We start from the raw sequence: 26,276 nt of genomic DNA, 5'->3' as shown, positions 1-26,276 counted from the left end.
TCCCACAAGGGGGAATCATTCCTGTTACTGCCAGCCGAACCGACGGATGTAGAAGCCTTTAACGGCCTGAGTCAGTGCCATATACGCCAGCAGGATCACCGGCAGGAACACGAAGTACATCGACGGCAGCGCCTGCAGTTTGAAGTAGTGCGCCAGCGGCCCCATCGGCAGGAAGATACCCACGGCCATGATGATTCCGGTCATCACCAGCAGCGGCATGGCCGCGCGGCTCTGCAGGAACGGAATCTTCGGCGTGCGGATCATGTGCACGATCAGCGTCTGGGTCAGCAGCCCCACCACGAACCAGCCGGACTGGAACAGGGTCTGGTGATCCGGGGTATTGGCATCAAACACGTACCACATCAAGGCGAACGTTGTGATGTCGAAGATCGAACTGATCGGGCCGAAGAACAGCATGAAGCGCCCCACATCCCCTGGCTGCCAGCGTTGCGGCTGTTTCAGCATTTCGTCGTCGACGTTGTCGAACGGGATCGCGATCTGCGAAATGTCATACAGCAGGTTCTGCACCAGCAGGTGCATCGGCAGCATCGGCAGGAACGGAATGAACGCACTGGCCACCAGCACCGAGAACACGTTGCCGAAGTTCGAGCTGGCGGTCATCTTGATGTACTTCAGCATGTTGGCGAAGGTACGGCGCCCTTCCAGCACGCCCTCCTCCAGCACCATCAGGCTCTTTTCCAGCAGGATGATGTCGGCCGCTTCCTTGGCGATGTCCACCGCACTGTCCACGGAAATACCGATGTCCGCGGTGCGCAATGCCGGTGCGTCGTTGATGCCGTCACCCATGAATCCGACCACGTGGCCGTTGCCCTTGAGGATGCGCACGATGCGCTCCTTGTGGGTTGGCGTCAGTTTGGCGAACACGTTGGTGGTTTCAACGGCCACCGCCAGTTGCGCGTCGCTCATGCGTTCGATGTCGTTGCCCATCAACAGGCCTTGCTGCGCCAGGCCCACTTCGCGGCAGATCTTGGCAGTCACCAGCTCGTTGTCACCGGTCAGCACTTTCACGGCCACGCCGTGCTCGGCCAGCGCCTTGAGTGCCGGCGCGGTGCTTTCCTTCGGTGGATCGAGGAATGCCACATAACCGATCAGCGTCAGTTCCTGCTCGTCGCCCAGGCTGTAAGTATCGCGACCTTCCGGCATCGACCGTGCCGCCACCGCGACCACGCGCAAGCCTTCAGCGTTGAATGCTGCTGTGACCTGACGAATTCTCGCCAGCAATTCATCGCTCAAGGCTTCGTCGACTTCACCGTGACGAACCCGGGTGCACACCGACAACACTTCCTCCACCGCGCCTTTGCAGATCAACTGATGCGGTTGGCCGTGGCCTTCGACCACCACCGACATGCGCCGGCGATTGAAGTCGAACGGGATCTCGTCGACCTTGCGATATGCCGTGCCGACCTTCAGTTCACGGTGGACCTCCACGTGTTCCAGTACCGCCACGTCGAGCAGGTTTTTCAGGCCGGTCTGGTAGTAGCTGTTCAGATAGGCCATTTCCAGCACGTCGTCGGAGTCTTCGCCCCAGACGTCGACATTGCGCGCCAGGAAGATCTTGTCCTGGGTCAACGTGCCGGTCTTGTCGGTGCACAGCACGTCCATGGCGCCGAAGTTCTGGATCGCATCCAGGCGTTTGACGATGACTTTCTTGCGCGACAGGAACACCGCGCCCTTGGCCAGGGTCGAGGTGACGATCATCGGCAGCATTTCCGGGGTCAGGCCCACGGCGATCGACAGTGCGAACAACAGCGCTTCGGTCCAGTCGCCCTTGGTGAAACCGTTGATGAACAGCACCAGCGGCGCCATGACGAACATGAAGCGGATCAACAGCCAGCTGACTTTGTTCACCCCTTGCTGGAACGAAGTCACCGCCCGATCGGTTGCCCCGACCCGCAGCGCCAGCGCGCCGAAATAGGTGCTGTTGCCGGTAGTGAGAATCACCGCCACCGCCGTGCCGGACACCACGTTGGTGCCCATGAACAGGATGTTGTCCAGCTCCAGCGGGTTGCGCGTGTCGCGGTCCGCCTGACGAGGAAACTTCTCTACCGGCATCGATTCGCCGGTCATCGCGGCCTGGCTGACGAACAGATCCTTGGCACTGAGCACCCGGCAATCGGCGGGAATCATGTCGCCGGCCGAGAGCACGATCAGATCGCCCGGCACCAGTTGCTTGATCGGCAGTTCGATACGCGGCTCGTCCCGGCGCATCACCGTGGCGGTGTTGCTCACCATGGCCTTGAGCGCATCGGCGGCCTGATTGGATTTGCTTTCCTGCCAGAAGCGCAGCAGGGTCGAGAGCACCACCATGGAGAAGATCACGGTGGCGGCTTTCAGGTCGTCGGTCACCCACGAGATCACCGCCAACAAGGTCAGCAAGAGATTGAACGGGTTTTTGTAGCAGTGCCACAAGTGGGTCCACCACGGCAGCGGTTGCTCGTGCTCGACTTCGTTGAGGCCGTGCTGCGCCCGAAGTGCGTCGACTTCAAAGTCCGTGAGACCGTCGGTGTGCGTGCCCAGATTCGACAGGAGCACGCCGCTGTCGCAATGGGCAGCGTCCACCAGCGTATTGGCCAGAGTGGGCGGCACCTCACGGCTGACCGTGGTGTCTTTGAGGGTTTCCAGCAACGCCAGGCGACGGAAGTGCCGGGCGATGTGGCGTGTACGCAGGAAGCCTGCGAAAAATTCCTTGAGCGTAAGTTTCATGGCTGTTGCCCCTATGGTCAGCCGGGAAACCGTCAAGCAGGTACGTCCAGCCCTCTTGCACCGAAAATTCGGCACGGCAAGGGTTGGCGCGCCGGTCAAAAAAGACAGGCGTGTCGATAGGGCTGCGATTGCGACAATGAAGTCGAAACCACGCTCTTTTCAGCGTCGATGAGAAGGACGTCGGGACATGGTCTCAGCTGACCATGATCGGGATGCCGCTGCTCGCTGTTCGGCGAGACAACGGCACAAAGGAATGCGCGTTATCTTGCCGAGAATCTGCCGGTTACAAGGACCGGCCGACAACTGTCACTCGAACAAGTACCCACTGTGGGTCTCCGCTATTGATGAAAACGCGCGAAGCTTACGCCCCGATGCCTGGAGAGTAAACCCGCAAAAGAAAGTGAGTCGGGCAAATGCAGGGCCATTCAGGAAGGGTTCAGGATTGGCCCGGAAACGACTCCCGCGCTCGGCGCGGGAGTCATCAGGAAGTCATCAGGAAGTCATCAGGAAGTCATCAGCTGGCAGTCGCCAGCAACAAATCCATCACCGAACGGCTGTGCCCGCGGTTCTTGCCATGCTCATACAGCGAGCCGGCAATTTCGTCCGCGCGGATCGGCAGGATCGACAGCAGCGTATCGCTCAGGCCGTGGCTGGCCTGGCAGAAGCCCTGCATGTACAGACCGGCCTTGCAGCGCTCGTCAGTGATCAGTTTGTAGTTGCGATCGACCTCGAAGTCGCCCAGGTACTCTTCCAGCGGCGCCAGCAGTTTGCGGTGCATCTGACGCTCGTAACCGGTGGCCAGCACCACGGCGTCGTAGACGCGGACGGTAACTTCACCCGTGGCGTTGTTGCGCACCGCCAGTTCGATGCCGCGTTCGGTAGCGGTGGCTTTCTCGACAGTGGTCAGGGTGCGGAACGCGTGACGGGCAACGCCGGAGACTTTCTGGCGGTAGAAGATGCCGTAGATGCGCTCGATCAGGTCGATGTCCACCACCGAGTAGTTGGTGTTGTGGTACTCGTTGACCAGACGCTCACGCTCGCTGCTCTTCTGCTGGAAGATCAGGTCGGTGAATTCCGGCGAGAACACTTCGTTGACGAACGGGCTGTCGTCCGCCGGCTTCAGCGCCGAGCCGCGCAGGATCATGTCGACCTGCACCGACGGGAACGAATCGTTCAGATCGATGAAGGCTTCCGCCGCGCTCTGGCCGCCGCCGATGATTGCGATGCTCATCGGCTGGTTGTTGACGCACGGTTGCTTGGCCATCTCGGCCAGGTATTGCGAGTGGTGGAATACCCGGGCATCGCCCTTGAGCGCCTTGAAGGATTCAGGAATACGCGGCGTACCACCGGCGCTGACCACCACCGAGCGGGCGGTGCGCACGAATTGCTGGCCGTCGGTGCCACGGGAAATCACCCGCAGCGCTTCAACCTGATGGTTGTGCAGCACCGGCTCGATGGTCAGCACTTCTTCGCCGTAGCGGCTCTGCTCGGTGAACTGCGCGGCGACCCAGCGCAGGTAGTCGTTGTACTCCATGCGGCACGGGTAGAAGGTGCCGAGGTTGATGAAGTCCACCAGACGGCCGTGGTGCTTGAGGTAATTAACGAACGAGTACGGGCTGGTCGGATTGCGCAGGGTCACCAGATCCTTGAGGAACGAAATCTGCAGCTCGCTCTGGGTCGACAGCGTATTGCCGTGCCAGCTGTAGGTCGGTTGCTTGTCGAGAAACAGCACATCCAGCTCGCCCAGGGTCGGGGCTCGCTCCTGCAGAGCGATGGCCAACGCCAGGTTCGAAGGGCCGAAACCGACGCCGATCAGGTCGTGAACGATGGGCGATGCAATTGCCTGTGTCATTTCCAGTGTCCTCTGGATGAACCCCCGAACAGCGCGGAGGAAGAGCTTGGGTGACCGGCCGGCCCTGAGCAGGACAGCAGGTCGTCTGTTGAGTAGGAACGAGGACAGTGAAATAAAATTTAACGACGACGGCTCAATGGGCATCCCATTGCTTGATTCGCAGGCGGCAATGCTTCATGGCGTTGACGATGTGCTTTTCTACCAGAGCCTTTGAAATACCAAGGCGTTCAGCGATCTCGGGATGCGACAGGCCCTCGATCTTGCGCAGCAGAAAACTTTCGCGACACAGCGGCGCAAGCTCGGCCAGTGCTCGCTGCAACATGTCGAGGCGCTGACCATGGTCGAGGGTGCAGTGAGGGGACGGGGTGAAATAACGCTCTTCGCTGTCGAGCACTTCCAGGGATTCGACCTGACGCAGCGCGTTGCGCCGATGGTCGTCGATCACCAGATTCAGCGCGGTGCGATAAAGGAAGGCCCGGGGTTGTTCGATCGGCGTATCGCTGGAGCGCTCCAGGACCCGCACATAGGCGTCATGCACCACATCTTCGGCCACCTGTCGGTTGCCGAGCTTGGCGTTCAGGAAACACACCAGCTCTCGATAGTAGTTTTCCAACATGACTCCCGGCCGCTTGAGTGCGGGTTCTGTCCTTGAGCACACCGTTCTGCTGAGCCGCACAAGGCAGTAGCAGGATAGTGGCAACTTGAGGCGCGTAATTTATAGTAATTCTCATATAGATTTAAAGTGGTGTTTGTCGTTGCCCGAAAAATAGTGATCGGCTATACCTCCAGATTGCTGTAACAACCTGTGTCACCGCTTAAATTCCCTTCCGCTTTCATCGTTAACAGGACAGCTCCCCGTGTCTGCCGCGCCCTGTGGCAGCGTTCTACGGTGCCCGATCCTGTGCATGCGTGCTGAACGACGGGCCGATTACCACTGGCCGGAACCCTGCATGAAACGTCCCCGCCCCGCCCGACGCGCCTTGCTCGCAGTCCTTTGTCTGATCCCCGTTGCCGCCTACGCCGCCTGGCAGATCCTGCCTCCGGGGAGGACAAGTTCGCCACGGTGCAAGTGACCCGTGGCGATATCGAAAGCAGCGTCACCGCGCTGGGCACCCTGCAACCACGGCGTTATGTGGACGTCGGCGCCCAGGCGTCGGGGCAGATCCAGAAGATCCATGTGGAAGTTGGCGACGTGGTCAAGGAAGGCCAACTACTGGTGGAGATCGACCCTTCGACCCAGAAAGCCAAACTCGACGCCGGGCGCTTCTCCATCGAAAACCTCAAGGCCCAGTTGCAGGAGCAAAAAGCTCAACACGAACTGGCGCAGCAGAAATACCAGCGTCAGCAGCATCTGGCCGCCGGCGGCGCCACCCGTGAAGAAGACGTGCAGACCGCCCGTGCCGAACTGAAAGCTACCAAGGCGCGCATCGACATGTTCCAGGCGCAGATCCGCCAGGCCGAAGCCAGCCTGCGCAGCGATCAGGCCGAACTCGGCTACACCCGCATTTATGCACCGATGGCCGGCACCGTGGTCGCCCTCGATGCCCGCGAAGGCCAGACCCTCAACGCGCAACAACAAACCCCATTGATCCTGCGCATCGCCAAACTGTCGCCGATGACCGTTTGGGCGGAGGTTTCCGAAGCCGACATCGGCCATGTCAAACCGGGCATGACCGCCTACTTCACCACCCTGAGCGGCGGCCACCGTCGCTGGAGCAGCACCGTGCGGCAAATCCTGCCGGTGCCGCCCAAACCGCTGGACCAGACCAGCCAGGGCGGCGGCAGTCCTGCCAGCTCCAGCAAAAGCGGCAGCGCCCGCGTGGTGCTCTACACCGTGCTGCTGGATGTCGATAACGCCGACAATGCCTTGATGGCGGAAATGACCACCCAGGTGTTCTTCGTCGCCAATCAGGCAAAAGACGTCCTCACCGCGCCGGTTGCCGCGCTGCAAGGCACCGCCACCGCGAACCGGCAGACCGCCCAAGTGATTGCCGCCAATGGCGACGTCCAGTCCCGCGAAGTGCACACCGGCATCAGCGATCGCTTGAAAGTCCAGGTACTGGAAGGTTTGAGCGAAGGCGATCACCTGTTGATCGGCCCGGCCGACGGCAGCGGAGGCTGAATGCAAACGCCTCTGATCGACCTTCAGGACATTCGCAAATCCTACGGCGGCGGCGACGCCCCTGAAGTGCATGTGCTACGCGGGATCGACCTGTCGATCCACGCCGGCGAATTCGTGGCGATTGTCGGCGCGTCCGGTTCCGGCAAATCGACGCTGATGAACATCCTCGGCTGTCTCGACCGACCGACCTCCGGCAAATACCGTTTCGCCGGGGAAAACGTCGCCGGCCTCGACACCGATGAATTGGCCTGGCTGCGCCGCGAAGCCTTCGGTTTCGTGTTCCAGGGTTACCACCTGATTCCGTCCGGCTCGGCCCAGGAAAACGTCGAGATGCCGGCAATATATGCCGGTACCCCCGCCGCCGAACGCCACGCCCGTGCCGCCGCCCTGCTCGATCGCCTCGGTCTGGCCTCGCGCACCGGCAACCGCCCACATCAACTGTCCGGTGGTCAGCAGCAACGGGTGTCGATTGCCCGGGCGCTGATGAATGGCGGTCACATCATCCTGGCCGACGAACCCACCGGCGCCCTTGACAGCCACAGCGGCAAAGAAGTCATGGCACTGCTCGACGAACTCGCGAGCCAGGGTCACGTAGTCATCCTGATTACCCACGACCGCGAAGTGGCAGCCCGGGCCAAGCGCATCATCGAGATCCGCGACGGCCTGATCATCAGCGACAGCGCCCGGGACGACCCCGAAGCCCAGACGTCGGCCAACCCCGGCGCCCTTCAAGCCGTCGACCTGCGCAAGCGCCTGACCGAGGGTGCGCAAGCCTCTGGCGCCTGGAAAGGCGAACTGGTGGATGCCCTGCATGCTGCCTGGCGAGTGATGTGGATCAACCGCTTTCGCACGGCGCTGACTCTGCTCGGAATCATCATCGGCGTGGCTTCGGTGGTGGTGATGCTGGCGGTCGGCGAAGGCAGCAAGCGTCAGGTCATGGCGCAGATGGGCGCGTTCGGTTCCAACATCATTTACCTCAGCGGCTCGGCGCCCAATCCGCGCACGCCGCCAGGCATCGTCACCCTCGATGACGTGGCGGCGCTGGCCAGCCTGCCCCAGGTCAAGCGGATCATGCCGGTCAACGGCGCCGAGGCCGGGGTGCGATTCGGCAACGCCGACCATATGAGCTACGTCGGCGGCAACGACACCAACTTCCCGGCGATCTTCAACTGGCCGGTGGTCGAAGGCAGCTATTTCACCGACGCCGACGAGCGCAACGCCAGCGCCGTGGCGGTGATCGGCAAGAAGGTACGGGACAAACTGCTCAAGGATGTCGCCAACCCCATCGGCCAGTACATCCTGATCGAAAACGTGCCGTTCCAGGTGGTCGGTGTGCTTCAGGAAAAAGGCGCGAGCTCCGGCGATCAGGACAGCGACGACCGCATCGCCATCCCCTACTCCGCCGCCAGCGTCCGACTGTTCGGCACGCGCAATCCGGAATACGTGGCCATCGCCGCGGCAGATGCACGCAAGGTTAAAGAGGCGGAACACGCCATCGAGCAACTGATGCTGCGTCTGCACAACGGCAAAAAGGATTTCGAGCTGACCAACAACGCCGCGATGATCCAGGCCGAGGCGCGCACGCAAAACACCCTGTCACTGATGCTCGGTTCGATTGCCGCGATTTCGCTGCTGGTAGGCGGAATCGGCGTGATGAACATCATGCTCATGACCGTGCGCGAACGCACCCGCGAGATCGGCATTCGCATGGCCACCGGCGCCCGGCAACGGGACATCCTGCGCCAGTTCCTCACCGAAGCGGTGATGCTGTCGGTGGTCGGCGGCATCGCCGGGATCGCCCTGGCGCTGATCGTCGGCGGCGTGCTGATCCTCAGCGAAGTCGCCGTGGCGTTTTCCTTGATGGCGGTGTTCGGCGCCTTTGGCTGCGCCCTCGTGACCGGTGTCGTCTTCGGCTTCATGCCCGCCCGCAAAGCCGCCCGGCTCGACCCGGTGACGGCCCTTACCAGTGAATGATCGCTCTATGAAACCGCGTCTCAGCCTGTTGACCGTGTGCCTGTTGCTCAGCGCCTGCGGCAGTCCCGCCCAGCGTCCCGACAGCGGCTTGCAACCGCCCGCCGCGTGGCAGTCCCCTCACACTGCCAGCATCGCTCGCATCGATCCGCACTGGTGGAAGCAGTTCGGCAGCCCCGAGCTCGACCGTTTGATCGAACAGGCGCGCATGGGGAGCTTCGACCTCGCGGCCGCTGTCGCCCGGGTGCGTCAGGCCCAGGCCGGAACGGTGATCGCCGGCGGTTCGCAGCTACCGGAAATCAAGGCCGGGGCCAATGCCAACCGACAGAAACTGCTGCGCGGTAACGGTTACAACCAACTCGACGCCGACAGCAGCAATCGGGCGGTGGATTACTTCGACGCCAACCTGAGCGCGTCCTACGAAATCGACTTCTGGGGCGGCAAACGCGCCTCCCGCGACAGTGCGCAGTTTGCTCTGCAAGCCACTGAGTTCGACCGGGCCACCGTCGAACTGACTCTGTTCAGCGGCGTGGCCAGCACCTATGCGCAAGCCCTGTCGCTGCACGAGCAAAGTCGCATCGCCGAGCTGAACCTGACCAACGCGCAGAACGTACTGAACCTGGTGCAGACCCGCTTCGATTCAGGCTCGGCCACCGCACTGGAACTGGCCCAGCAGAAAAGCCTGGTGGCCGCGCAACAACGGCAACTGCCGCTGGTGCAGCAGCAAGCCCGGGACGCCTTGATCAGCCTCGCTGCCCTGCTCGGTCGACCGGTGCAAGAGCTGCAAACCGGCGTGGAACCGTTCGACCGACTGCAATGGCCGACCATCGATGTCGGCGTGCCCAGCGACCTGCTCAGCCGTCGCCCGGACATCGCCCGCGCCGAAGCGCAACTGGCCGCGGCCGAGGCCGATGTCAAAGTCGCCCGCGCCGCCATGCTGCCGACCGTGACCCTGACCGCCCAACTCGGCTCCGGCGCCAACCAGTTCGACGACATCATCCGCAGCCCCTTCTACAACCTCACCGCCGGACTGGTAGCGCCGATCTTCAACAACGGCCGCCTGAGCGCCGAGCGGGACAAAGCCACGGCTCGCCAGGAAGAACTGCTGGAAACCTATCGCGGGGCGATCATCAACGGCTTCGCCGACGTCGAAAAAGCCCTCAACGGCATACGCGGGCTCGACGAACAGCGGCAATGGCAAAGTGAAGAATTGAATCAGGCGCAGACTGCGTTCGATATCGCCCAGAGCCGCTATCAGGCGGGCGCCGAGGATTTGCTGACAGTGCTGGAAACCCAGCGCACGCTGTATGCGGCGCAGGATCTGAATGTGCAGCTGCGATTGTCGCGGTTGCAGGCGAGCATAGCGTTGTACAAGGCACTGGGTGGAGGCTGGCAGACGCTCTGACGGCGTCGCCTTTCGGATTGCATTCGCGGGCGAGCCCGCGAATGAGCAACAACACGGCCCTCAGACCGGACTGTTCTTCGCCGTCAGATGACGCGCATACCACGGTCGCTTCGGCACTCGCCGGAACAGACTCTCGAGCTTTTTCTCGTCCTCGCCAAACGTGATACGCAGCGCCAGCTTCATGGTTTCCGGGTCCATCTCCACCGACTTGCCGACCTGCAATCCCGGCACCGTGCTGCAACCGTGAGTGGTCGGACCAAGCCACGGATCCGCCACTTCGACCCAACGGCCCGGGGCAAACCATTTCACACCGTTGACCTCAAGCCGCGTGACCTGACCCGGATGGAAACGCTCGTGAGCGCGGAACCAGTCCTCCACGCGGTCGTCGATCCAGCCATGGAACGCCCAGAACACCGGGTTAACGTGAGATGAAAACGGGTCGCCGAGAAAGTCGTTTTCCGGGGCGAACCAGCGTGCGGCGAAGTCATCCAGATCCCGGGCCAATGGCACCGGCTGACCGTTGGAGGGATCCCGTGGCACCGACGCCCAGCGCATGTGCAGCCAGTCGTGCAGACCCAGCTCCACCTCGGAGCCGAACTGCCCCAGAGTCAGCTTCGACAGATACTGCGGATCGCGGTACTGCGATTCCCAGACTTCGAAGTTGCTCTGATAGGTTTCGGCGGTCTTGATGTCGCTGACCCATTGCGCGTACTCGTCATCGCCTTCGGCCAGCCAGGTCGGCGGCAGCGAGGTGCCGTCGTGATTGTCGAAGTAACGGGCGAAACCGACACGGTCGCGAACCAGTTCAGGCTGCGGCAACGGGAAGAACTGCCACGACGGCAGATCCTGCATGGAGCGCGCGGTGCCAAGCATGTGCCGGTGCATGAAGAAGAAATCGATACCCGAACCATTGCGATCCTTGCGCGGGCCACGGGCGTCACGCTCCAGGTCGCGCGGGCCGGGCTGCCAACCGAGACCGCGCAAGGCGTTACGCTTGTCTTCGGACAGGGTGTGCCACTTGTCCCGCGTCGCATGCCAGACCTGGTGGAACAACCGATGTTCGGGCGACACCAGCCACGCCAGCAGCGTCGGGTTCAACGGTGTGCGCTGTCGCGCTTCCGGGAACAGGCACTTGACCGCAATGAAGCGGTGATCCTGGGCCGGCAAGGCCAGCGAACGGTCGAGACGCTGCACCGTACCGCTCAGACTGCCACTGCCGGCGTTGCCGAAGTCGGCCCAGACCTCGTCAAGGATCATGTTCAGTTCGTAGTCGACACTGCCGTCGGCACCCAGCAGCCGCCAACTGAGTTTTGATGCCTCGGCCCCGGCGAGATCGCCGAGTATTCGGTAACGCGGTGTTTCGGCAGAGCGCAAACGCTCCGGCGTGTCGAGAAAGCCGCATACGCCCCGGCCCTTCTGGCCAATGTCGATGAACACTTCCAGGCCCTGGGCCGGCAGTCCGTCGAGGCCAGCGTCGCGGCCCGTGAAGCGGATCTTCCAGACCCCGCGCAGCGCGTTCGCCAGGCGTTGCCCGGCCACGTCGGCGACATCGAACGACGCCTCGCCAGGAGTGATTGTCGGGTCGGGCTTCGTCCATTCACGATGCCCGAAATAAGCTGCAGGTACGGCAGCGCCGGTCAACGCCAGGCCTGCCATGAACCATCGTCGAGAAATCCTCATTGCCCTACCTGTGTTCAGCCCTGAAGCAGGCTTTATCCAAGCTAGAACGTTTGCTGTGCGGACAAATTTAAGCGCCGGCGACCCCGACTAATTTTTCCCCGCGCCCGCTCGTTCCTCCCAGATAGCAAAGGCCTCTGCGCCTGTACCTCGACGGCGAACCTGACTGAGATGGCAATGACAAAACCACGTTCGAAAAAGGCTCTATTCATCGGCCTGCCACTGGCCCTGGCGATCAGCGCCGGTGCCGGTTTCGCGGTCTGGGATATCTGGTTCAAGGACAACCCCGGCTACCCGGTCAAAGTCATGCAGCAGGCCGAAGAACTGCACGAGCACATGCTCTCGTTCGACAGCCACATCACCATCACCCAGAACTTCGGCACCACCGGCAACGAGATCGACAAGGACGGCAGCGAGCAGTTCGACCTGGTCAAGGCCAATCGCGGACGGCTGTCCGGCGCGGCGCTGACGATTTTCGGCTGGCCGGAAATCTGGAACGGCCCGAACGCCCCGCACAAACCCACCGCCGGTTTTGTCGAAGAGGCGCGCAACCAGCAGGAAATCCGCTACAAGATCCTGTCCGGCATGGTCCGCGACTTCCCCAATCAGGTCGGCATCGCCTATACCGCCAACGACTTCCGGCGTCTGCACGGCGAAGGCAAGTTCGCGATCTTCATCAGCATGCTCAACGCCTATCCGCTGGGCCATGACCTGGGCCAGCTGGACCTGTGGGCGGCACGCGGCATGCGCATGTTCGGCTTCAGCTACATCGGCAACAACGACTGGGCCGACTCGTCGCGCCCGCTGCCGTTTTTCAATGACTCGCCGGACGCCCTCGACGGTCTTTCCGATATCGGCAAGCAAGCGGTCAAGCGCCTGAACGATCTGGGTGTGATCATCGACGTGTCGCAGATGTCGACCAAGGCCCTGGAGCAAGTCGCCCAATTGAGCCGCACGCCGCTGGTGGCTTCGCACTCGGCGCCACGGGCCATGGTCGATATCCCGCGCAACCTCAGCGACAAGGAAATGCAGCTGATCAAGAACAGCGGCGGCGTGGTGCAGATCGTCGGTTTCTCGCAGTACCTGCGACCGCTGACCCAAGAGACCCAGGACAAACTCAACGAGTTGCGCAAGCGCTTCGACCTGCCACCCCTGCCGAATCTGGCGGTGGCCCTGATGCCGGGTGATCCGATCATTTCCGCATGGTCCGAGCAGAAATTCGGCGAATACGCCAGCCAGCTCTACGCCATCCTCGACACCGAACCGAAGGCCAGCCTCAAGGATCTGGGCGACGCAATCGACTACACGGTGCGCAAGATCGGCATCGATCACGTCGGCATCAGCTCGGACTTCAACGAAGGCGGCGGTGTCAAAGGCTGGGAAAACGTCGGTGAAATCCGCAACGTCACCGCTGAACTGCTCTCGCGGGGCTATTCGGAAGCGGACATCGCCAAATTGTGGGGCGGCAATTTCCTGCGGGTCTGGGACCAGGTCGAGAAGTCAGCCAGGCCGGCAATCGCTTCGAGCCGGGAAGTCGCCAAGCCATGAGCAACCGTCGTGACTTTCTGAAACAAGCCGGGATTCTTGCCGCCGCATTGCCGCTGGGCGCGAGCCTGCCGAACGTCGCCAGCGCTTCGACCGCTGCGCCGCTGCCGCGCAACAAGTGGGCGCAATTGCAGCAGCTGTTCGATCAGGATCCGGCGTGGCTGCACTTCTCCAATTTTCTGGTTACCAGCCACCCGCGCCCGGTGCGCGAAGCGATCGAGATGCACCGCGCCGCCCTCGACAAAAATCCGGGGCTGGCGATGGACTGGGACCACGGCGTCACCGAAAAGCGTGAAGAAGACGTGCGAGTCTGGGCCGGCAAGTATGTGCAGGCCGATGCCCGGCAAATCGCCCTGACCGGCAGCACCACCGAAGGGCTGGCGATGATTTACGGCGGCGTGCAGGTGCGCGCCGATCAGGAAATCCTCACCACCGAACACGAGCATTACGCGACCCACACCATCCTCGAACTGCGCACCCAGCGCGACGGGACCAAGGTGCGCAAGATCCGTCTGTTCAAGGATCCGTACCGGATCAGCAAGGATGAACTGCTGGCCAGTATCGACCGCAGCATTCGCCCGGAAACCCGCGTGCTCGGCATGTGCTGGGTGCATTCGGGCAGCGGCGTGAAACTGCCGCTCGCCGATATCGGCGCACTGGTCGATAAACACAACCGTGGCCGCAGCGAAGCCGATCGCATCGTCTATGTCGTCGACGGTGTGCATGGTTTCGGCGTGGAAGATGTGGACTTCCCGGCGATGAACTGCGACTTCTTCATCGCCGGCACCCACAAATGGATGTTCGGCCCGCGCGGCACCGGGATCGTGGTCAGCCGCACGACCGACGTGAAATACGTCACGCCGATCATCCCGACCTTTTCCGAGGCCGAGCATTTCTCGACCACCATGACGCCCGGTGGCTACCACTCGTTCGAACATCGCTGGGCGCTGACCGAGGCGTTCAAGCTGCACCTGCAACTGGGCAAGGACGACGTGCAGGCGCGGATTCACGAACTCAACAGCTACCTGAAAAAACGCCTGCTGCAACGCTCGCAGATTGAACTGGTCACGCCGTTGAGTCCGGAGTTTTCCGCCGGTTTCACCTTCTTCCGGGTCAAGGGCAAGGACAGCGACAAGATCGCCGCGCACCTGATGGCCAACAAGGTGGTGGCCGACGCGGTGGAGCGCGATGTCGGGCCGGTGATCCGCACCGCGCCGGGCCTGCTCAACGACGAAGCGCAGATTGACCGCCTGCTGGCGGTGCTCGACCGGGCGCTGTGAGCGCCAACGATTTCCTTCCTTTGACGAGACTTGAAATGAACAGTGAACTGCCTCGTTCTGCCCTGAAAACCCTGCCGGCACTGATGCTCGCCGCCCTCGCCGCCAGCCTGCTGCCAACGGCGGCACAAGCCGCCACCCCGCCGGCACCGGGCAAAGTCTTCAAGGACTGCAAGGACTGCCCGGAAATGGTCGTGCTGCCGACGGGCACCTTCACCATGGGCACCCCGGAAGATGAAGTCGGCCGCGAGCCCGACGAAGGCCCGATGCACCCGGTGACCTTTGCCAAACCTCTGGCCATCAGCCGCTTCCAGGTGCTCAAGGGCGAGTGGTTCGCCTACCTCAAGGACACCGGCTACCGAATGCCCGACGGCGACGACCGCCCGGGCCGCGCTTGCAAGGCCGGGGTTCCGGACTACGCGGGCAGCGACCCGCGCAAGCAGTACACCGACAAGCATCCAGCGGTGTGCATGAATTTCGCCGAAGCCAATGACTACGTGGCATGGCTGTCGAAAAAGACCGGCCAGCAATATCGACTGGTCAGCGAATCCCTGCGCGAATACGCGGCCCGGGGCGGCACGACCGGCCCGTTTCCCTTCCCGTTCGATGAAGGCAAGGAATACAGCATCGCCAAGCACGCCAACACCTATGGCGCGGCCGACGGCTACAACTTCACCGCACCGGCCGGAAGCTTCGCACCGAACGCTTTCGGCGTGTACGACATGCACGGCAACGTCTACGAATGGACCGCCGACTGCTACAACGACAACTACGAAGGCGCCCCGAGCGACGGCAGCGCCTGGCAGACCGGCAAGTGCGAATTCAAGCGCATCCGCGGCAACGACTGGGGCGAAGCACCGGTGTTCTCGCGCTCCGGCAACCGCAATGCGCTGGCGCCCGACGAGCGCGGCGACTGGATCGGTTTCCGGGTCGCCCGGGATCTGTAACCCGGTACCGCCACGCTAAATTAACCCTCCCGCCAGTCGTTCTACAGATGGCGCGATCCATTGCGACGCGCCACTGCCCTCTACGTCACCCAGGCGACGCCCGCAGCCGATGCCGGCCTTCGCCGCTCTTTCACGCAGGGAACCTCCATGAGCAAACCAACACGCGGGGTGATCAATGAATTGTTCGCCCTGCTCAAACCCTTTCGGCTGATCGTTGCCGGTTCGATCCTGCTCGGCATGGTCGGCGGCCTGAGCGTCACGGCGCTGCTGGCGACGATCAACAACGCGCTGCATTCCGAAGCCGGCCTGACCAGCACCGTGGTCGCCGTATTCGCCGGCCTGTGCCTGCTGGCCCTGGCCAGCTCGATCTTTTCCGATATCGGCACCAACTTCGTCGGCCAGCACATCATCGCCAGGCTGCGCAAAGAGCTGGGCGAAAAAGTGCTGTCGGCGCCCATCGAGCAGATCGAACGCTACCGCAGCCATCGGCTGATCCCGGTGCTGACCCACGACGTCGACACCATCAGCGACTTTGCTTTCGCCTTTTCGCCGCTGGCGATTTCCATGACCGTCACCCTCGGCTGCATGGGTTACCTGGCGATGCTGTCGTGGCCGATGTTCCTGATGATGGCGGTGGCGGTCCTGATCGGCACCATCATCCAGTACATCGCCCAGGGCCGTGGCATGCAGGGTTTCATGAAAGCCCGCGACCACGAAGACGAGCTGCAAAAGCACTACAACGCGATTGCCGAGGGTGCCAAGGAGCTGCGCATCCACCGTCCACGTCGCCACCGCATGTTCGTTTCGGGCATCCAGACCACCGCCGACCAGATCTGCGAGACTCAGGTGCGCTCGGTGAACATCTATGTAGTCGCCAAGACCCTCGGCTCAATGTTGTTCTTCGTGGTGATCGGCCTGGCGCTGGCCCTGCAATCGTTGTGGCCGAGCGCCGACAAAGCGGTGATGAGCGGCTTCGTGCTGGTGCTGCTGTACATGAAAGGCCCGCTGGAACACGTCATGGCGGCTTTGCCGATCGTGGGCCGTGCGCAGATCGCGTTCCGACGGATCGCCGAGTTGTCCGAGCAGTTCTCGTCGCCCGAACCGCACTTGCTACTCAGCGATCAAGGCAACCAGAAAACCCCGGTGCACAGCCTGGAACTGACCGACGTCTCGTACAGCTTCCCGACCGTGGAAGGGGCTGCGCCGTTCCGCCTGGGGCCGGTGAACTTGAAGATCGATCAGGGCGACATCATCTTCATCGTCGGTGAAAACGGCTGTGGCAAGACTACCCTGATCAAACTGCTGCTGGGCCTGTATGCGCCACAGCAGGGTGAAATCCGCCTCAACGATCAGGTCGTCACCGCCCTCACCCGCGATGATTACCGCCAGTTGTTCACCACGATCTTCGCCGACTATTACCTGTTCGACGACGTGGTGCAGGGCGACACGCATATTCCGGAAGACGCCAACAAATACCTGGAGCGTCTGGAGATCGCGCACAAGGTCAGCGTACGCGACGGTGCGTTCACCACCACCGATCTGTCGACCGGCCAGCGCAAGCGTCTGGCGTTGATCAACGCATGGCTGGAAGAGCGTCCGGTGCTGGTGTTCGACGAGTGGGCCGCCGACCAGGACCCGACGTTCCGGCGGATTTTCTACACCGAACTGCTGCCGGACCTGAAGCGTCTGGGCAAGACCATCATCGTCATTTCCCACGACGATCGTTACTTCGACGTTGCCGACCAACTGGTGCGCATGAGCGCCGGCAAAGTGGTCACCGAGCTGCAACCCGCCTGATTGTGAAAAATCTGTAAAAAAAGTGCGTTGAGCCTTTCCGGTTTTCGGAGGGCTCAACGTCTTACTAACAGTTAATAGAAATAGTTCTCAGTCAACACTTTGAAGAGTAGAAGAACAATGCCCGCACCGCACGGACTCCACCCGCTCGCCAAGGCTCTGCTGATCCGCCGCTCCTTCCGCACCACCCTTCCAGCCCTTTGCGCCCTGGCGTTGACCCTGCCGGTGATCGGCCAGGCGCAGGCCGCAGCGGTGGCGATCAATATTCCTGCACAGTCGCTGGGGAGCGCGCTGCAGGAATTCGGCCGCCAGACCAATCTGCAAGTGTTGTACAGCCCGGTCGAAGTCAGTGGCCTGCGCAGCACCGCTGTCAGTGGCAACCTTGAGCCGACCGCCGCCATCGCGCAATTGCTTCAGGGCACCGACATCGCCTACAGCGTGCAGGGCAACAACGTTTCGTTGCGTGCCCGCAGCAACGGCGCAGCCCTTGACCTGGCACCGACCAGCATCACCGCCGCCCAGGAGTCGGCGTGGGGTCCGGTTGACGGGATCGTCGCCAAACGCAGCGCCACCGGTTCCAAGACCGATACCGCGCTGAAGGAAATCCCGCAGACCATCAACGTCGTCACGCAAGACGAAATCAAGATGCGCGGCTCGCAGTCGGTCACCGAAGCCCTGCGCTACACCGCGGGCATGACCGGCGGCGGCTTCTCCGACCGGGTGAAGATCTTCGACGAACCGACTTCCCGCGGCTTTTCGCCAACCCCGCTGTACCTCGACGGGCTGCACCTGCCCTACGGCGGCGGCAGCACCGGCGGTTCGCTGCAGATCGATCCGTACAGCCTGGAGCGCATCGAAGTGCTCAAGGGCCCGGCGTCGGTGCTTTACGGCCAGAATCAGCCAGGCGGCATCGTCAACATGGTCGGCAAGCGTCCGACGGCCACACCGCTGCACGAGGTAATCATTGGCGGCGGCAGCTATGACCGCAAATACGGCGCCTTCGACCTCGGCGGCCCGCTCGACGATCAGGGCGAATTTCTCTATCGCCTGACCGGTGTGGTCAACGACAGCAACTCGCAAATCGACTACGCCGACCAGAAACGCATGATGCTCGCGCCCAGCCTGACCTGGCTGCCGAACGACCGCACCAGCATCACCCTGTACGGCCAGTACCAGAAAGACCACGACACCCCGGAAGCCCAGGGCCTGCCGGCCAACGGCACCGTGTATCGCACCGCCAACGGTCGCATCAGCCGCAGCCTGTTCCTTGGCGAGCCGAATGTGAACAAGTATGACCGCGAGCAGTTCGTACTCGGCTACGAGATCTCCCACGAACTCAACGATGTCTGGACCCTCAAGCAGAACGCCCGTTACGCGCAGCTCAACGACCGTTACATCGCGCCGCTGCACGGTTACTCCTTCGAACCGAATCCGGTCACCGGGGCCGACGACGAAAGCCGTCAAACCCGCTTTGGCGTGGACTGGGCCCAGGACAACAAGGTCTTCGGAGTCGATAACATCGCCCAGGCCAAGTTCAAGACCGGCGAGCTGGATCACACCTTGCTGCTGGGCGTCGACTACTACCACTTCAACTCCAAGTTCCTCGGCCGTTATGACCGCCAGGGCCCGGCCATCGACCTGTACAACCCGGTCTATGGCAGCGAGTTCAATTTCCGCCAGCCGTACCGTTGGGACAACACGGTCAAGCAGACCGGCCTGTACACCCAGGACCAGATGCGCTGGAACCAGTGGTTCCTGACCGTCGGCGGTCGCTACGACTTCGCCGAGACCATCAACAAGGAACCGCTGGGCGGCAATCACTCAAGCATCAAGGACGAGAAATTCACCGGTCGTGCAGGCTTGGGTTACGAGTTCGAAAACGGCCTGACCCCATACGTCAGCTACGCCGAATCGTTCCTGCCACAGACTGGCGCCGACATGAACGGCCGTCCGTTCGAACCGACCGAGGGCAAGCAGTACGAAGTCGGCATCAAGTACGAGCCATCGTTCGTCGACGGCTTCATCCAACTGTCGGCTTACCAGATCGATCAGAGCAACATGCTGACCAACGACCTGAACAACCCGGGTTTCAGCAGCCAAAGCGGCTCGGTACGCTCGCGTGGCGTGGAACTGGAAGGCAAGGTCAACGTCACCCAGAACCTGCGTGTCCTGGCCTCGGTGTCGCGTAATCAGATCAAGTGGCGCAGCGTCAACGATGGTCGCGAAGGTCGCACCCTGGCCATGAGCCCGCCGCTGACCGCATCGGCGTGGATCGATTACAACTTCGACCAGTCCACTTCGCTGGCCGGTCTGGGTATGGGCCTGGGCACCCGTTACGTGCGCAGCAGCTACGGCTCGGACTACGAGGAAGACTCCTTCCAGATCCCGTCCTATACCGTGTATGACGCCATGATTTCCTACGACCTGGAAAAATCACCACTGCATGTCAAAGGCGTGAAAGTGAAGATGAACCTGGAAAACCTTGCCGACAAAAAGTACGTCGCCAGCTGCAACAGCACCCTGGACTGCTACTACGGCGAAGGCCGGACCATGACCGCCGACGTGACCTACAACTGGTAACACACTTAGCATCAGACAAAACGCCGGCATCTGCCGGCGTTTTGCTGTCTGCCCGAAAGCCTTTCCCGGGCAAAAGAAAAGGGCCGCAATCAGCGGCCCTTTCAGTCCCTCAAAAACTTCTGTCACCGCGCTACAAACACCTCCACCAAGCGCTCGGCAATGTGTTGCTGCGCCTCTTCGGCCTCATCGATGATCGCCCCCATGCGCATGAAGTCATGGGTCATGCCTTCATATACTTTCAGCTCGACCTCGACTCCCGCCGCCTGCAAATGCCGGGCATACGCCACGCCTTCGTCGTGCAGCGGATCGCACTCGGCCAACACCAGCAGCACTGGCGCCACACCGGTTGAGACTTTACCCAGCAACGGCGAGAAACGTGGATCGAGACGGTCGGCCGCCTCACGCTGATAGTGGATGTAGAACCAATTCAGCGACTCCTTCTCCAGCAGATAACCCTCGGCATAACGCTCGATGCTGGGCGTGCTGCGGCTGGCATCGGTGACCGGGTAGATCAGCACCTGCAAACGCGGCTGCACCGGGGCGCCCACCAATTGTGCGGCGAGCACCGTGGCCAGGCTGCCGCCGACGCTGTCACCGGCAATCGCCAGGCGCGCACTGTCCAGGCCCAGATCCTGAGCACTTGCCACCAGCCAGTTCCAGGCGTCCTGTGCATCGTTCGCGGCGGTCGGAAAACGGAATTCCGGCGCCAGTCGATAGGCCACCGACAGCACCACGCAATCGGCCATCGACGCCAGCGCCCGGCACAGCGAGTCATGGGAATCGAGGCTGCCGACCACATAACCGCCACCATGGAAATACAACAGCGCCGGACGCCCGGCCCCGGCTTTAAAGGGCTGATTGCTGTAGATCCGCGCCTCCAGCAGCGAACCGTCACGCACCGGCAGTTGCAGCTCATCGACCACCGCAAGGTCTTCGCCGCCAGCGTCCATCAGCAACGATGACTGATCGAACTGCTCACGGGCCTGTTCCGGGCTCAGCTCATGCATGCCCACACGTTTGCCGCTGGCCCGGCCGTTGCCGACCAATTGCAGAAATGCGGCGATATCAGGATTCAACGACATTCAATTTCTCCAGACCACTCGGGCGCCTTAGGCGCCCGAGTGGTGTTTGCAGTTACGAAGCAGGCTTCAGGACATGACTACTGATTCAACGAACTCGCCGAGCATTTCTTCAGCCTCGGACAGGAAAGTTTCATCCCGCGGGATCTGGAAATGCCCGCAGTCCAGCCATTCGCCGCCCATGCCCGGCTGTTCGAGTTGCGCTGCCAGTTCGACCGCTTCCTCTTCGCGGCCGAGCGTCCACCAGCAGATCGGCTGCACCGCCAGCGGCGGGCAGCGGTCGAGCTGCAGCGACAATTGCTTGAGCCGGCGCGCCACGCTGAACACATGGGCCAGTTCATCGGCCCCCAGCGCTACGTAGGTCGAAGCCCCACGCTCGACGCCCATGGCAGCGTTGAACACCGCGCGCAGGTTCTGCGCGGTTTCCTCGCCATCGATGGTCACATCCGAGGCGTCCGGCAAAGTGACCCGCAGGAAGTCCCGCAGATCGGCTTGCCAGTCATCCACGGCCCCGGCATTGATCGCCGCCGAAGCCACGAAGCTGTCCACCAGACCGACGAATGTCACTGGCTGCCCTTCCCGCTCAAGCTGCGCCGCCATCAGCATCGCCAGCGTACCGCCCAGCGACCAGCCCAACAGGTGATACGGCCCCTGCGGCTGTTTCTCGCGGATTTGCGCCACGTAGTCACTCGCCATCGTTTCCAGCGACGTATCGCTGAAGGCCGGGTCGAGCAACATCCGCGACTGGATCGCCAACACCTGGCGCTGACCGCTCAGACGACGGGCCAACGGCTCGTAGTCGAACACCGTGCCGAAACCGGCGTGGATGCAGAACAATGGCGCCCGGCCCTTGACCTCGGCGTTCATCGCCAGCAGCCCGGAGGCCTTCTGGGCAGAGCCCTGAACGCTGGCCACCAGTTCGGCGATGCTCGGTTTCTGCATCAGGTCGCGCAGTTTCAGGCTCACGCCCTGGGACTTGAGCACGCGACTGCGAGCGATGACTTGCAGGCTGAGGATCGAATCGCCGCCCAGTTCGAAGAAGTTGTCGGTGAGGCCGACGCGTTCGATCTTCAACACCTCCTGCCAGATCTTCGCCAGGGCTTTTTCCAGCTCGGTGCGCGGCGCCGCATATTCCTGACGCTGTTCGGCGTCCGGATCCGGCAAGGCCTTGCGGTCGAGTTTGCCGTTCGGCGTCAGCGGCATGCGTTCGAGCAACATCAGGTGCGCAGGCACCATGTAGTCCGGCAGGCTGGCCTTGAGCTGTTCGCGCAGCCGTTCGCACAGCCCCTCCACCGGCGCATCGGCACTGGCCAGTACGTAACCGAGCAGTTGTTTGCCGCTGACACCTTCGCGAGCGACCACCGCCGCGTCGCGCACGCCGGGTTGTTGCTTGAGGCGTGCTTCGACTTCACCCAGCTCGATACGGAAACCACGGATTTTCACCTGATGGTCGATCCGGCCCAGGTAGTCAACCGTGCCGTCGGCACGCTGGCGCACCAGGTCGCCGGTGCGATACAGACGGCTGCCATCGGCGCTGAACGGGTTGGCCACGAAGCGCTCGGCAGTGCCGCCGGCGCGTCCCAGATAACCACGGGCCAATGCGCCACCGAGGTACAGCTCGCCGGCAATACCGACCGGCAGACGGTTGAGATCGCTGTCGAGCACGTAACCGCTGCGCTCACCCACCACGCTGCCGATCGGTGCGTAGGCGGCGCCGCATTCATCCTCGGCTCCGGCCTTCCAGATCAGCGGCGTGACCACGGTTTCGGTCGGGCCGTAGCCGTTGATGATGTACTGCGGCTTGAGCGCACGCTTGGCCAGTTCGAAACTCGCCACCGGCACCGCATCACCACCGAAGCAGTAGATCCGCACCGGCGGTGGATTGCCGTGTTGCTCGGCATGTTCGGCCAGTTGTTGCAGGTACACCGGCGGGAACGCCGCGACGGTCACGCCGTGTTGATGCATGGCGTTGTAAGTCTGCTCGGCGGTCCACAGGCTGTCGTCACGGATCAGCAGGCGTGCGCCGTGAGTCAGGGTGGTCAGCCAGCGCTCGTGGGCGCCGTCGAACGCGAACGACATGAAGTGCAGTTCGCAATCGGCTTCGCTCATTTCATAACGCTCACCGATCGCCTCGCAGTGCATCGCCAACGGCCCGTGAGCCACGCCGACGCCTTTGGGCAGGCCGGTGGAGCCGGAGGTGTAGATCACGTAAGCGAGGTTGCCCGGTTCGACCGAGACCTGTGGCGCAGTATTCGGCTGCGCGCTCAGGTCCAGTTGATCCAGCTCCAGCACATGCAGGTTGTCCTGGGTCGGCATCACCTGACGCAGGCTCGAATCGCTGAGCAGCAAAGCGATACCGGAGTCACGCATCAGATAACTCAAACGCTCACGAGGATAGGCTGCATCCAGCGGCACATAGGCACCGCCAGCCTTGAGCACCGCCAACAGCGCGACGATCATGTTTTCGCTGCGCGGCAGTGCCACGCCGACCCGTACTTCCGGGCCGACCCCTTCGGCGATCAGCGCGTGGGCCAGACGATTGGCCCGCGCCTCGATCTGGCCGTAGCTGAACGCCTGATCATTGAAGACCACCGCCGTTTGCTCGCTGCGTTGCGCAGCCCATTGACCGATGCGCTGATGCACCACCAGCGCTGGCGGCTGCACCGCAACCACCGTCGAGTCCGCCACCTGCGCAGTCGGCAGGCCGATACGGCCCAGCGGTTGCTCAGCGTTTTGCGTAAGCGCAACCAGCAGCCCTTCGAGGTTGCTGCGGATACCTTCCACCGTCGCCCGGTCGAAGTGCTCGCGCAGGAACATGTACTCGATCACCAGCCCTTCTTCGAGCGTGACCATCAGGTCCATCGGGAAGTTGGTCAGGCCGGCGCTGGCGCTCTCGCCGAACTTGAGCGAGTCGTCGCGCCACTCGCGCAGCGCCTGATCGATCGGGTGGTTCTCGAACACGATGATGCTGTCGAACAGCGATTGCCCGGTGCGCCCGGCCCAGCGCTGAACGTCGGACAGCGGCGTGTATTCGCGCTCGCGCATTTCCAGGTTGAAGTCCTGCAAGTCGCGCAGCCAGTCACCGACCGCCTGTTCGGCCGGCACATCCTTGATCACCGGCAAGGTGTTGATGAACAGACCGAGAATCGACTCCGACGCCGGCAAACTCGCCGGACGCCCGGCCACCGTAGCGCCGAACGCCACAGAGCGCTGGCCACTGTAACGGCTCAGCAGCATCAGCCACGCCCCCTGCACCAGCGTGTTGAGGGTGATCTGCTGGGACTGGGCGAAGGCTTTGAGCTGCTCGGTGCGGGTTTCGCCCAGACGGCTGTACAGCGCTTCATGACCGCGACCTTCGCCGGTGCGCGCCACGGCGTCGGCAAGATAAGTCGGCTCGTCGAGCAGGCTCAGGTGCTCACGCCAGAAACCTTCGCTGGCGTTGGCATCCTGCTGTTGCAGCCAGTTGATGTAGCGGCGGTACGGCACCGCTTCGGCGAGCGGCTGGCCGGAGTACTGGCTCAGCACTTCACCGATCAACTGCGAACTGCTCCAGCCGTCAATCAGGATGTGGTGATAGGTCCAGATCAGCTGATAGCTGCCCTCGCCCACCTGCACCAGCGTCAGGCGTTGCAGCGGCGGACGGTCGAGGTCGAAACCCTTGGCCCGTTCGCTGGCGGCCAGCGCCTGCAAGGCGTGTTCCGAGTGATCCTGATCGCGCCAGTCGAGCAAGCTCACCGGGAGTTGCGGATCGGCGAGTACGAATTGCAGCGGCTCGGCCATGTCCTGCCAGAGGAAACCGGTGCGCAGAATGTCGTGGCGACGGCTTACCGCTTCCCACGCCGCCTTGAAGCGCGCCGGCTCCAGGCCCTGCACCGGAATGCTCACCTGGTTGATGTAGAGGTCGCCGTCCGGCGAATTCAGACCGAGGAACAGCATGCCCTGCTGCATCGGCGACAAGCGGTACAGCCCGTCCAGTTGCCCTTCCGGCAGTGGCAGCTCGGCAATCTGCGCCTCGCTCAAGCCGTGCAGCGGCAGATCGACCAGCGCGACCACCGGTGCCTGCGTACCTTCGATAGCCTGGGCACGCACGGCCAGTTGCTGGATGGTCGGCTGCTGGAACAGGTCTTTCGGGCTCAGTTCGATGCCTTGTTGACGGGCGCGGCTGACCACCTGGATCGAGATGATCGAATCGCCACCCAACGCGAAGAAACTGTCGGTGGTGCTGATCCGCTCAAGGCCCAGCACTTCTTTCCAGATCTGCACCAAGGCTTGCTCGATCGGGTTGACCGGTTCGACATGTTGCTGCGACGCCGAGAACTCCAGCGCCGGCAGACGCTTGCGGTCAAGCTTGCCGTTGGGGCTCAGCGGCATCTGCGCCAGCCACATCCGGTGCGCCGGCACCATGTAATCCGGCAGGCTCGCACCCAGCCAGGTCGACAGGCTGTCGTGCAGTTCATTGCACACGGCGTCGGGAGCATCAATGGTCGCCGGATCGCTTGGCACCAGGTAAGCCACCAGTTGCTGGCTGCCCAGCACATCACGGGCCACGACCACCGCTTCGCGTACGGCAGCGTGTTCCATCAGGCGCGCTTCGATTTCGCCCAGCTCGATCCGCAGACCGCGCAGCTTGACCTGATGGTCGATGCGCCCGACGTACTCGATCACACCGTCGGCGCGGTAGCGCGCCAGGTCACCGGTGCGGTACATGCGCTCGCCGGCCGCGAACGGGTTGGCGACGAACCGCTCGGCGCTCAATCCCGAACGACGGTGATAACCACGCGCCAGACCGATGCCGCCGAGGTACAGCTCGCCAGCCACACCCACCGGCAGCGGATTGAGACCGCTGTCGAGAATGAAGGTCGACAGGTTGGCAATCGGCTGACCGATCGGCACGCCGTCGCGCCCTTCGTCGCGGCAGGTCCAGTGGGTCACGTCGATGGCCGCTTCGGTCGGGCCGTACAAGTTGAACAGACCGGCCTGCGGCAACTTGGCGAACACCTGCACCTGCGCATCCACCGGCAGCGCTTCACCGCTGCAGACGATGCGGGTCAAACCGGTGCAGCTCGACACGTTGGCATCCTGCAGGAAGGCCTGCAGCATCGAGGGTACAAAGTGCAGCGTGGTAACACGCTCGGCGTTGATCAGCGCGATCAGTTTCGCCGGATCGCGATGATCGCCCGGTGCCGCGACCACCAGTCGGGCGCCGGTCATCAGCGGCCAGAAGAACTCCCACACCGACACATCGAAGCTGAACGGGGTTTTCTGCAACACGGTGTCGCTGGCGTCCAGAGCATAGGCCTGCT

General features: G+C 62.6%; 13 protein-coding genes and 1 pseudogene (1 of these 14 only partly in view). 8 read left to right on the top strand and 6 right to left on the bottom strand.

Annotated features, from left to right (window positions below):
- Positions 1-24: 24 nt before the first annotated feature.
- The 3 genes from mgtA to R1A29_RS08930 all read right to left on the bottom strand — a co-directional run bounded on the left by mgtA (position 25) and on the right by R1A29_RS08930 (position 5,192).
- Positions 25-2,724 carry a magnesium-translocating P-type ATPase gene (mgtA, locus tag R1A29_RS08940; RefSeq protein WP_438301199.1) on the bottom strand — a complete coding sequence of 900 codons (2,700 nt, stop codon included), beginning with the start codon at positions 2,722-2,724 and terminating at the stop codon, positions 25-27.
- 514 nt (positions 2,725-3,238) lie between these two features.
- Positions 3,239-4,576, bottom strand: coding sequence for a lysine N(6)-hydroxylase/L-ornithine N(5)-oxygenase family protein (locus R1A29_RS08935; RefSeq protein WP_248744214.1), 1,338 nt, complete (start codon positions 4,574-4,576; stop codon positions 3,239-3,241).
- Between the two features lie 133 nt (positions 4,577-4,709).
- Positions 4,710-5,192: a sigma-70 family RNA polymerase sigma factor gene (locus R1A29_RS08930; RefSeq protein ID WP_438301198.1), complete on the bottom strand. Its 483-nt coding sequence runs from the start codon at positions 5,190-5,192 to the stop codon at positions 4,710-4,712.
- 334 nt (positions 5,193-5,526) lie between these two features.
- Here R1A29_RS08930 and R1A29_RS08925 point away from each other — a divergent pair.
- From R1A29_RS08925 to R1A29_RS08915, 3 genes and pseudogenes are all read left to right on the top strand, one after another.
- A pseudogene (locus R1A29_RS08925) lies at positions 5,527-6,698 on the top strand (efflux RND transporter periplasmic adaptor subunit).
- The gene (locus tag R1A29_RS08920) at positions 6,699-8,672 is read left to right on the top strand and encodes a MacB family efflux pump subunit (RefSeq protein ID WP_438301197.1); all 1,974 of its coding nucleotides are present in this window, start codon (positions 6,699-6,701) and stop codon (positions 8,670-8,672) included.
- Between the two features lie 7 nt (positions 8,673-8,679).
- A complete protein-coding gene (locus R1A29_RS08915) occupies positions 8,680-10,074 on the top strand; it encodes an efflux transporter outer membrane subunit (protein ID WP_438301196.1) in 1,395 nt (464 codons plus the stop codon).
- A 60-nt stretch (positions 10,075-10,134) separates the two neighbouring features.
- Here R1A29_RS08915 and pvdP read toward each other — a convergent pair whose 3' ends face one another.
- Positions 10,135-11,754 (bottom strand): pyoverdine maturation tyrosinase PvdP, encoded by a 1,620-nt coding sequence (gene pvdP, locus R1A29_RS08910; protein WP_438301195.1) that lies wholly within the window; start codon positions 11,752-11,754, stop codon positions 10,135-10,137.
- Between the two features lie 174 nt (positions 11,755-11,928).
- Between pvdP and pvdM the strand changes: the two genes are divergently transcribed.
- From pvdM to R1A29_RS08885, 5 genes are all read left to right on the top strand, one after another.
- Positions 11,929-13,299, top strand: coding sequence for a pyoverdine-tailoring dipeptidase-like protein PvdM (gene pvdM / locus R1A29_RS08905; RefSeq protein WP_438301194.1), 1,371 nt, complete (start codon positions 11,929-11,931; stop codon positions 13,297-13,299).
- The gene (gene pvdN / locus R1A29_RS08900) at positions 13,296-14,576 is read left to right on the top strand and encodes a pyoverdine-tailoring periplasmic protein PvdN (protein ID WP_438301193.1); all 1,281 of its coding nucleotides are present in this window, start codon (positions 13,296-13,298) and stop codon (positions 14,574-14,576) included. Before pvdM ends, pvdN begins: the two co-directional genes overlap by 4 nt.
- 35 nt (positions 14,577-14,611) lie before the next feature.
- A complete protein-coding gene (gene pvdO, locus R1A29_RS08895) occupies positions 14,612-15,520 on the top strand; it encodes a dihydropyoverdine dehydrogenase (RefSeq protein WP_438301192.1) in 909 nt (302 codons plus the stop codon).
- A 147-nt stretch (positions 15,521-15,667) separates the two neighbouring features.
- The gene (locus R1A29_RS08890) at positions 15,668-17,317 is read left to right on the top strand and encodes a cyclic peptide export ABC transporter (protein ID WP_438301191.1); all 1,650 of its coding nucleotides are present in this window, start codon (positions 15,668-15,670) and stop codon (positions 17,315-17,317) included.
- 117 nt (positions 17,318-17,434) lie between these two features.
- Complete coding sequence (locus tag R1A29_RS08885) at positions 17,435-19,894, top strand: TonB-dependent siderophore receptor (protein WP_438301190.1); 2,460 nt, start codon at positions 17,435-17,437, stop codon at positions 19,892-19,894.
- Between the two features lie 122 nt (positions 19,895-20,016).
- On the opposite strand, the gene R1A29_RS08880 is transcribed toward R1A29_RS08885, so the two are convergent.
- Both R1A29_RS08880 and R1A29_RS08875 read right to left on the bottom strand, forming a co-directional pair.
- Positions 20,017-20,976 (bottom strand): alpha/beta hydrolase, encoded by a 960-nt coding sequence (locus R1A29_RS08880; RefSeq protein ID WP_438301189.1) that lies wholly within the window; start codon positions 20,974-20,976, stop codon positions 20,017-20,019.
- Positions 20,977-21,042: 66 nt separating this feature from the next.
- Positions 21,043-26,276 carry the 3' end of a non-ribosomal peptide synthase/polyketide synthase gene (locus tag R1A29_RS08875; RefSeq protein ID WP_438301188.1) on the bottom strand. It continues 9,826 nt past the right edge of the window, so the window shows 5,234 of its 15,060 coding nt (coding positions 9,827-15,060); the start codon falls outside the window, past its right edge — the gene reads right to left on this strand; its stop codon occupies positions 21,043-21,045.

It is taken from the genome of Pseudomonas sp. NMS19W (genome assembly GCF_051554255.1).
Classification (GTDB): domain Bacteria; phylum Pseudomonadota; class Gammaproteobacteria; order Pseudomonadales; family Pseudomonadaceae; genus Aquipseudomonas; species Aquipseudomonas kribbensis.
This window is presented reverse-complemented; position numbering and strand designations above follow the sequence as displayed.